The sequence below is a fragment of the Candidatus Zixiibacteriota bacterium genome, assembly GCA_026397505.1.
Taxonomy (GTDB): Bacteria; Zixibacteria; MSB-5A5; order GN15; family PGXB01; genus JAPLUR01.
Genome location: JAPLUR010000124.1, coordinates 1 through 9,588, shown reverse-complemented (window position 1 = coordinate 9,588; position 9,588 = coordinate 1). Strand labels below are relative to the sequence as shown.

At 48.8% G+C, this 9,588-nt stretch carries 8 protein-coding genes; 6 read left to right on the top strand and 2 right to left on the bottom strand.

The window, feature by feature from the left end:
• From NT002_13055 to NT002_13030, 6 genes are all read left to right on the top strand, one after another.
• Positions 1-247: peptidase C39 family protein (locus tag NT002_13055; GenBank protein ID MCX6830187.1), on the top strand; the 247-nt coding region annotated here is incomplete at its 5' end.
• A 134-nt stretch (positions 248-381) separates the two neighbouring features.
• Positions 382-2,148: an ATP-binding protein gene (locus NT002_13050; GenBank protein MCX6830186.1), complete on the top strand. Its 1,767-nt coding sequence runs from the start codon at positions 382-384 to the stop codon at positions 2,146-2,148.
• The gene (locus tag NT002_13045; GenBank protein ID MCX6830185.1) at positions 2,141-3,487 is read left to right on the top strand and encodes a sigma-54 dependent transcriptional regulator; all 1,347 of its coding nucleotides are present in this window, start codon (positions 2,141-2,143) and stop codon (positions 3,485-3,487) included. Before NT002_13050 ends, NT002_13045 begins: the two co-directional genes overlap by 8 nt.
• A 125-nt stretch (positions 3,488-3,612) precedes the next feature.
• Positions 3,613-4,935, top strand: a complete 1,323-nt coding sequence (locus NT002_13040; GenBank protein MCX6830184.1) for an NAD(P)/FAD-dependent oxidoreductase — start codon at positions 3,613-3,615, stop codon at positions 4,933-4,935.
• 199 nt (positions 4,936-5,134) lie between these two features.
• On the top strand, positions 5,135-6,103 hold the full coding sequence (locus tag NT002_13035) for a DUF523 and DUF1722 domain-containing protein (protein ID MCX6830183.1): 969 nt from the start codon (positions 5,135-5,137) through the stop codon (positions 6,101-6,103).
• A 5-nt stretch (positions 6,104-6,108) separates the two neighbouring features.
• Positions 6,109-6,570 carry an SRPBCC family protein gene (locus tag NT002_13030; GenBank protein ID MCX6830182.1) on the top strand — a complete coding sequence of 154 codons (462 nt, stop codon included), beginning with the start codon at positions 6,109-6,111 and terminating at the stop codon, positions 6,568-6,570.
• Between the two features lie 423 nt (positions 6,571-6,993).
• Here the strand turns inward: NT002_13030 and NT002_13025 are convergent, their stop codons facing one another.
• Both NT002_13025 and NT002_13020 read right to left on the bottom strand, forming a co-directional pair.
• Entirely contained in the window at positions 6,994-8,298 is a 1,305-nt protein-coding gene (locus NT002_13025) for a site-specific DNA-methyltransferase (GenBank protein MCX6830181.1), read from the bottom strand.
• Positions 8,295-9,326, bottom strand: a complete 1,032-nt coding sequence (locus NT002_13020; GenBank protein MCX6830180.1) for a hypothetical protein — start codon at positions 9,324-9,326, stop codon at positions 8,295-8,297. Before NT002_13020 ends, NT002_13025 begins: the two co-directional genes overlap by 4 nt.
• Positions 9,327-9,588: the final 262 nt, after the last annotated feature.

Genomic DNA, 9,588 nt, shown 5'->3' with positions numbered 1-9,588 from the left:
TACCTATCGCCTGCATCAGGACCGCTCGCCGCACTGGGTGGTGGTCACCGGCTTCGACCGCCATAATATCTATTATCACGACCCCTATAAAAATTTCTATGAGCACGGCAGCAAAGAGGCCCAGAATATCCGCATCCCGGTTGCGGAATTTCACCTCGTCCGCCGCTACGGCAAAGACGTCAACCGCAATGTCATCATAATCGAGGGGATTAAGAAACTGTCCCGGCATTCCTCCGCCGCCGGTTAATTGAATCGGGGGCTATTGAAACCTCGCCCGAATTTCGTATATTGTGGATTGATTGGAGTTTATCTGCTTTCAGGTTTTCCGGTTCAGCGTGTTGAGAAAGACGGCGACAACCCGGAAGCAGGTTTTGCAGAAATATGCCGGCCAATAAGAAAGACTCGAAAACAGTTGTATCAAAACCCTCTCTGTTAAGAACGCCCGAGGAATTTCGTGCCCTTTCCCGGCGTGTTCTCCGTTTTGCCACTAAAGGATTGATAAGAAGTGAGTTCCTTTCCGAAGTATCCCGCATGATTTTCGATTTTTCCGGCTGCGATCTGATCGAAATACGTTTTCGCGAACGCGAGCGCAACTACCGCTCTCTGGCCGTTAAAGGCAATCCACTGGAATTTCAACTCGATATTTTTCCCGATGAAAAAAACGCCGCTGCAAATGACCGCAGCGATCCTCGGGCGGAATCCAGACTGGAGAGCTTATATCGGGGTATCCTGGAAGGAACCTTTGATCTCTCCGTGCCCGGATTTTCTCCGCATGGGAGTTTTTTTACCGGGGAGGCCGGAATGCCTTTGCGCTTTCGTCCAACGATGCACTCGGGGGAACATTGGCGCGAATTTATCATTGGCGGCGAGTATCGATCGCTGGCTCTGATACCTTTCCTCAGGGAAACCAAAAACGACAGCCTTTTTATCATCAAAAGCCACAAAGTTGATTTTTTCAATGATGAATGCATTCTGCAATACGAGGATCTGGCCTATAATCTGGGCGTGGCGCTGGTTCACCGACATATCCAGGCGGCGCTGCGCGAAAGACTCAAGGAGCTGACTTGCCTCTACGGCATAGCCAAAATCATGTCCCGCCCCGAAGTTCCGCTGGAGGAGATTCTGCAAAACACCGCCGAACTCCTGCCGCCCGCCTGGCGGTACCCGGAAATCACCCGGGCCTGCATTACCTTCGACGGACAACAGTTTAAGACTCCCGGTTTTATTGATATCCCAAGAAAACTTTCGGCGCCGATCAAGGTCAACGGCATTCATCGCGGTGCGGTGGAAGTAATCTATCTGGAAGAACGTCCTCCTCTGGAAGAGGGTTGTTTCCTGAAAGAAGAGCGAAGTCTTATCGATACCGTGGCCGGAGAGATTGCCCTGGTCATAGAACGTCGCCAGATTGAGGAAGACAAGCTGCGTCTTCAAGAACAACTTCGCCATGCCGACCGTCTGGCAACAATCGGACAACTGGCCGCCGGAGTGGCTCATGAGCTTAACGAACCGCTTGGCGGCATCCTTGGCTTCGCCCAATTGGCCGTGAAATCCCCCGACCTCCCCGGAGGCGTCAATCAGGACCTGAAAAAAATAGTAAATGCTTCTCTTCACGCCCGCGAAGTGATAAAGAAACTCCTGGTTTTTGCCCGCCAGATGCCGCCGCGGAAAACTGAAGTCAATTTCAACAGGGTCATTGATGAAGGACTCTATTTCCTGGAATCGCGCTGTGAAAAGGCGGGTATTAAACTGATTAAACGTCTCTCACCAAAACTGCCCGAGATAATCGCCGACCCGACCCAGCTTCACCAGGTTCTTGTTAATCTGGTGGTCAATTCCATCCAGGCGATGCCCCTGGGAGGTAAATTGATTCTGGAAACCAAGGCGATAAACGAAAATATCGTGCTGGTTGTCGAGGATACCGGGATGGGCATGAGCCCGGAGATTCTCAAGAAGATATTCATTCCCTTCTTTACCACTAAGGATGTTAATGAAGGTACCGGTCTCGGTCTGCCGGTGGTCCACGGGATTGTCACTGCGCACGGCGGTACCATCCGGGTGCAGAGCAGTGAAGGTATGGGAACAAGATTCGAGGTTTCTCTTCCGGTGACTCGCCCGGAGAGCGGCAAGGAGAATGAGGAAAATGGCTGATACCGTTACCAAAGAACGAATTCTGGTCGTCGATGATGCCCCTGATACCCTTGAGGTGCTTCAGAGAAACTTAAGTTCTCAGGGGTATACCGTTTATACTGCATCAGGCGTTGCCGATGCCATCAAAATCCTGGAATCCACGCCGGTCGATTTGGTTATCACCGACCTTAAGATGCCGCAGGTGAGCGGTCTGGAACTGATCCGCCATGTCCGGGAGAATTTCAAGAAGACGGAAGTGATGATGATCACCGGTTACGCCACTATTGAAGGCGCGGTCAAAGCCGTCAAAAGCGGCGCCGAGGAATATCTGACCAAGCCGTTCACCGATGAGGAGCTTCTGGCGGCAGTGCGCCGCGTTCTGGATAAACTGCATGTTCGTCTCGCCGCGGAATCGGGCGATTATCAACTGCCGGCGGTGGCTCATGGTCTGATCGGCGAATCGGAACCGATGCAACGTGTCTATGCCGCCATCGCCAAGGCCGGCCAGATTAACGCCACCGTGCTCATTCTGGGTGAAAGCGGCACCGGCAAGGAACTGGTCGCCCGCGCCATCCACTATGGAAGCAGACGCGCCTCGGCCCCATTCATACCGGTCAACTGCGGCGGTATCCCCGAGGGACTTCTGGAAAGCGAGCTCTATGGGTATGTCAAAGGGGCATTCACCGGCGCCAACGAATCCCGCGCCGGTTTCTTCCAGACCGCCGAGGGAGGAACCATCTTCCTTGATGAAATCAGCGAAACCTCGCTTTCCATGCAGGTCAAGCTGCTGCGTGTTCTTCAGGACAAAGAGGTCTGCATGGTGGGCGCCAGCCGGGGACGGAAAGTCGATGTCCGGGTTCTGGTCGCCACCAATAAGGACCTTTTGAGCCTGGTTAAGAAAGGGATTTTCCGCGAAGACCTCTATTTCCGGCTTAATGTTATCACCATCTCCCTTCCTCCGCTGAGAGAGCGCGGTGATGATATAATTTTGCTGGCCCAACTTTTTGCCGCCCGATTTGCCAAGGAGCTGGATCGTCCCGCCCCCCGCTTTTCACCCAGCGCCTTTCAGAAACTCAAAGGTTACTACTGGCCGGGAAATGTCCGGGAACTGGAAAATATCATTCAGCGGCTGGTGGTCATGACTGATGGCGACACCATCGAGATTCCCGACATGCCCAGCCACATGCGGTTTTCGGCGGCTCGCGAATCGGGTCTGAACCGCACTCTGGCCGAGGTGGAAGCCGATTATATCCGCAATGTTCTGGCCAGTGTCAATGGCAACAAGACCAAAGCTGCCGAAATTCTCGGCATCGACCGCAAGACTCTGCGGGAAAGACTGAAATTGACCGGGGAATCCTGATCCCTCTTATCATCGCCCGGCTTTTCCTTTCGTTGCAAAGGCAGCTTCCTGGTGATATATTACCCCCGGACGCAGATCGGGAACAAAGCGACGATTCTTATTGTATTGTTTGAGGCATGGATATTATGGCCCCACATTCCGATTTCAAAAGCAAACTGCCGGTGCCTCGAGTGGTTATTATCGGCGGCGGTTTCGGGGGTCTCTATGCGGCTATCTCTCTTAGAAAAGTGCCGGTGGAGGTGACTCTTCTGGATAAACGCAATTTTCACCTTTTCCAACCGCTTCTTTATCAGGTGGCCACCGGAGCGCTGTCGCCGGCCGATATCGCCACGCCCCTGCGGGCGGTCGTCAAACATCAGAAAAATGCGCGCGTGATTCTGGCGGAAGTGACCGATATCGATGTCGCCGCGAAAAAAGTCATTCTAAGCGATGGCGAGCTGGAATATGATACTCTCATTGTCGCCGCCGGAGGGCATCATCATTATTTTGGACATGACCACTGGGAGAGTCTGGCCCCGGGGTTGAAAACAATCGAGGATGCCACCGAAATTCGCCGGCGGATTCTGCTGGCTTTCGAGGCGGCCGAGCGGGAACCGGATCCGGAGCGACTAAAAGAATGGCTCACTTTCGTTGTAGTCGGCGGCGGCCCGACCGGCGTGGAGCTGGCCGGAGCACTCGGGGAAATATCGCGGGATACCTTGAAGCGGGACTTTCGTACCATCAATCCGGCCGATGCCGGAATCATACTGATTGAAAGCAATGAACGGATTCTGACAGCCTACCCCCCGAAACTTTCGGCCAAGGCACAAAAGACTCTGGAGAAACTGGGCGTCATGGTCAGGACAAATCATATCGTCGTTGATGTCCGGCCGGATTCGGTCACAATAAAATCAAAGACGGGCGAAGAGCAGATTGCCACCCGGACAGTCCTCTGGGGCGCCGGAATCAAGGCTTCGCCGTTGGGAAAAATTCTGGCCGACAGGGCCGGCTGCGAAATGGATCGGAGCGGCCGGATTATCGTGCGACCCGACCTGACCCTTCCGGGGCATCCGGAAATCATGGCCATCGGAGATCTGGCCAATTTCTCGCATCAGAACGGCGAACCGCTTCCCGGACTGGCGCCGGTCGCGATGCAGCAGGGACGATACGCCGCCATGCTGATTAATAAGCGAATGAACGGCGGAGCGCTTAAACCGTTTCACTATCACGATTACGGCAGTATGGCCACAATCGGAAGAAAAAATGCCGTGGCCGATATCGGCCCGCTGCATATAGCAGGGTTCTGGGGTTGGGTAGCCTGGCTCTTCATTCATCTGATGTACATCGTTGAGTTCGAAAATAGAGTCCTGGTTATGGTGCAATGGGCCTGGAATTATTTTACCGGCAACCGCGCCGCACGCCTTATCACCGGCGAGAGCCCATTCCCTCTGAATCGAAAGAAAGAATAATTCGTAGGGGCTTGATTTATCAAACCCATAATAAATACAGTAAAGGAGTCTCTCCAATGCCAATAATCGATTGGTTGTACTGCCGCAACAGCTGAATGACCCCGGCCAAAATGCAAGAGTATCTTGCAAAGCACAGAATTGAAATCGCCCGTGCCCTTCGAATGATTAAATTGCCCGTGAACGAATTCAAGGAGACTTGATGCGTAAATTCGCCCGACCGATTGTCGTTGTCAGCCAATGCCTCGGCTTCGCCGCTGTCCGTTACAACGGTGCTATTATCTATGACGATTTTGTCAAGAAACTCGAACCGCATGTCGAATATATCACGGTCTGCCCGGAGATGGAGATCGGTCTCGGTACCCCGCGTGATCCGGTCAGAATAGTCAAAGTGGGCGATCAGCTTCGCCTTATGCAACCGGCCACCGGAAAGGATTTCACCAATGTAATGAACCGTTTCTCCGAGAAATTCCTTGGGTCGCTCGGCGAGATTGACGGCTTTATCATGAAAAGCCGCTCCCCTTCCAGCGGCATCAAAGATGTCAAAATTTATCAGGCTCTTGAAAAAGCTCCCGCCATCGGCAAGGGCACCGGTTTTTTCGGCGGGAGAATTCTCGAGATGTTTCCCGGCTCGGCGATCGAGGATGAAGGCCGCCTCCTCAATTTGAAAATAAGGGAGCATTTCCTGACGCGCATTTTCACCTTTGCTTCTTTCCGCGAAGTGCAAACATCCGGCGCCATGGCTAAGTTGGTCACGTTCCATGCCGAGAACAAATACCTTCTGATGTCATCCAATCAGAAAGAGATGCGGATACTGGGACGAATTGTCGCCAACCATGAGAAGAGGAAATTCCACGAACTGATCGAGGATTACCGGACACACCTGCAAGCGGCGCTTCTCCGCCCGGCCCGCGAGAGCGCCAATATCAACACCGTGATGCATGCGCTGGGATATTTCTCGGATAAACTGTCCGCAAAGGAAAAGAGATTTCTTCTGGATATGCTCGAGAAGTACCGGGCCAAAAAGATTACCCTTCCGGCGGTCATAAGTATCATACGGGCCTGGATTGTCCGTTTTGATGAAAAGTACCTCGCCGATCAGTCGTTTTTTGAGCCTTACCCCGAAGAGCTGGTGGAAATTGTCGATTCCGGCCACGGCCGGGAGGTTTGAGCTCAATGAAATTGTACTCCTTAACACGAATCCAGAACCTTCCCATACTTATCGAGGAGGCCTGGGATTACTTTTCCAATCCCCGCAACCTTAATGAAATCACTCCCAAAGAACTCAATCTTACCATGACCTGCACCCTGCCGGAAAAAATGCACATCGGGCTTCTGATAACCTATAAGGTTCGCCCTGTTCTCGGTATCCCCTTGACCTGGGTGACCGAGATAACCAATATCGAGGAGCCGTTCCTGTTTGTCGATGAGCAGCGCTTTGGACCTTACCGTTTCTGGCATCATCAGCACCATTTTCGAAAAATCAGCGGCGGTGTCGAGATGAAAGATATTGTCTCCTACGCTTTCCCTTTTGATCCTTTCAGCCGTCCGATAAATGCACTGTTGGTACGTTCCAAGCTGAACAGCATTTTTGATTTCCGGTTCCGGTTTCTCCAACAGAAATATGGTGGTTTATAGACCAGTGATGCCGGCAGGTCTAAGATCATGCCCAAAACCTGCTTTTGGCACATACTCCTTGTATAACAGGCACTTAGCCGGAATTTTGAGATTTGGCAAATTGGGTTTGTCTCTTCGTTTTTTAAAATATCACGCTGCCCTTCCTGTTGAAAAAATGCAAAAATAGCCGGTTTTGAAAGAAAGGCCGGTTAGAATTGATCGTTTTCTGTTTTCAGACATATTAATAACCTGAGTCTTAATGGCTCTAATAATGGAGATAGGTGGCAATTTACCATCGATTCGAAATGGATTTTGTAGAGGGTGTCGAAAAGTCCATCCGCAAGCCGTCCGCAGAGGGCTTCCGGCCCGGGAGTGCCACCCTACGAATTTGGGCAATCTATAAGCAAAATCCCACAACTTCTTTGGGGTCATTGCATTACTAGGTTACTGATTCTCTATATTATCCGGCTGATTGCTAATTGGTTTAGCAAGTTCAAGCCTTATATTGGATAGAACAGTGCTGGAGGTTGGATGTCCATTAAGCACTTGATTTGCAGGCACAACATCTTCGAAGGAATAAATGCGGTCACTGCAGTATCCGTAAAGAACGGCAGGACCTTCATATATTCTTTGGAAATCTTGCTTATTGCATATGGAGTAGGCTATTGAAACTTTGAATTCCTTAGAAATGGAATTGACAGTAGCGGCTATGGAATTCAACACACCTTTTGCTTTGATACTCTTCGCCGATACGATCATCAACTTGACGTATGACTTTGTTCTGCCTTCGCTCAACGCTAGAACACAATGCTTATCGGTAATTAGCTGACTGATATGCTTGGCCATAGCGCAAGCGGCCTTGATCTTGCGCAATTTTGCGTTCTTGCGTGTAAAGTCATTTATTGACTCTCGCGCTTTATCCAGTGATTTGACACGTGTCGCCCAGTATTTTTGGGCGCCAAAAATCACTTCATTCTTAAACTTATCCTTATATTTTCTGTTAACATCAAAACCGATTGCATGACGCTTCATCACTTTTGCAAGTGCCAATACTGTACCAGACCCGGCAAAGGGGTCCAAAACCAAGTCGCCCACATCAGAAGCAAGTGTGAGAATTCTCTCGACGAGTGCGAATGGAAATGGGCACATATGATCTTGATAGCCATTACCCCAGCCCCTTATTGGCGGATTAAATTCCCAGATGTTGGTTGGCGGCGTACCCATACTATTGTATCTCTCAGGATAGGACAGCCACCATTTCCTATAGTCAGTGATTTCCCGAATCCGATCAATATAATATTTGTAATGGGAACTCTTACTGAAGAATAGTATATATTCAAAACGATTCTTAAGATGACCCTTAGAGTGCCAGGGTATATTCTTATGTTTATCCCATATTATAATATCTCGCAGAATCCATGTATGGGCTCGATATTTTTGCGTCATACAGCGCTCAATATCAACTGGCAAATTAATCAGACGGCCATCCTTCCTGATAGTGTCAGCCACAATCCACAAAGTGGCGTTTGGTCTTGACACGTAATAACATTGCTGAAATATATCGGCTAACTCGACCAGAAATTCTTCATAACTCTGATGCTGGCCAATCTGCCTTTTGCCCCCGCCATAGTTTTTAATGTCATAATAAGGGGGGGAAGTGATTATCATTTGGCACTTGCCCGTTGCAGCATTGGTGAAGTTCTTCTCAAGGTTTCGTGCATCCCCTATAATATACTGCACTGTTGTCATATAATACCTTCATAATATTGGGGATAATATCTGTAGAAATCCAAGTAAGTACGTAATCTATGCGGCGGTATGATCTCAAATTCTAGTCCATTCACTACATCCGTGAGACTTACATTTTCCGCATTATTGCCAATTGCATTTGTCAATTCCTCGACTCTGTGATCTAGATAGCATTTCTCTTTATAAGTAAGAATGGGCACGTCTATGTTAGTAATTTCTCCTTCATTGAGATTTACGAAGCCGTTGTCCCGTTTTATTGTTGAAATCAATCCATTAAGGGCCTCAGGATCGTCATATACGCCACCTAAAGTATACATCGGGCTGCTATCTTTACAATAAAAAGAAAACAATTTCGTGAATTTAAGCCGTTGAAATCTCTGATTGTCATCGATAGAATTCAAAATTATCGCCTGGATCATCTGATTATACTTGGCACGAAGGTCTTCTTTTTGCGATGGAATATCGCGGTCTCTAATCATAGGAAAATCACCCAGATACGCACCAAAAGTTTCAATAAAGGATTTCCATTCTGGCACTTTGGTGGGTGGCGTAACATCTACAGTCAAAATAAAGAAAGTCCTTTCATTTACCTTCTTGGTTATTATTCTCACGTCCTGCAATATAGCGCTTTCACTAATATCGCGGACGCTGCCTTTGCATCGTAAGTCCCATAACATGGTGTCATAATCAAACCAGATTATCGATTTTTCATTAAATGAATGGTTATCGATAAACTCAGTAGTGCTCATGCTGTGGAACTTAATAAAATCATAAGGCCTATTGAATTTGCAGCGTTTTACGGATTTCTTGTCCTTTTCCAATGATGTCATGCGCTTGATATTCAAATACTTATGAAATAGAATAAAGTCATAAAAGAAGACGGAGCCTAAACCAATATAATGGTAATCACTAATGTCATCAATCTTATTGAAAATATCAATCAATATTTTACGCTCGATCTGTTTCTTAGGGCGCAATAAATAATTTATCTTATCAAAACTTCGCTCACGATCGGTATTATCATTCATCTGCATCACCTATTATATCTTTATAAGCATAATCGAAAGTCTCAACCCCAACCTGATTATTGCCTTTGACTTTAAAATATTGTTTCAATGCATCAACCTGCTCCTTGGGTTTAGAGTAGGATTGGAGTGAACCCCTTTTGTTGGACAGGTTAGGGTAGGACGGTTTGGCGGTTCACTTTTTCGTTCCTCAGTAGGGCCTCGAACTCGTTGGGTGGTCGATAGCCCAGAGAGGAATGCAATCGTTTCTCATTATAGACATCCC

Bases quoted from the DNA above. Each gene is read 5' to 3' on its own strand.
- NT002_13045 (MCX6830185.1), top strand. From the start codon at position 2,141: ATGGCTGATACCGTTACCAAAGAACGAATTCTGGTCGTCGATGATGCC.
- NT002_13030 (MCX6830182.1), top strand. From the start codon at position 6,109: ATGAAATTGTACTCCTTAACACGAATCCAGAACCTTCCCATACTTATC.
- NT002_13050 (MCX6830186.1), top strand. From the start codon at position 382: ATGCCGGCCAATAAGAAAGACTCGAAAACAGTTGTATCAAAACCCTCT.
- NT002_13040 (MCX6830184.1), top strand. From the start codon at position 3,613: ATGGCCCCACATTCCGATTTCAAAAGCAAACTGCCGGTGCCTCGAGTG.
- NT002_13020 (MCX6830180.1), bottom strand. From the start codon at position 9,326: ATGAATGATAATACCGATCGTGAGCGAAGTTTTGATAAGATAAATTAT.
- NT002_13025 (MCX6830181.1), bottom strand. From the start codon at position 8,298: ATGACAACAGTGCAGTATATTATAGGGGATGCACGAAACCTTGAGAAG.
- NT002_13035 (MCX6830183.1), top strand. From the start codon at position 5,135: ATGCGTAAATTCGCCCGACCGATTGTCGTTGTCAGCCAATGCCTCGGC.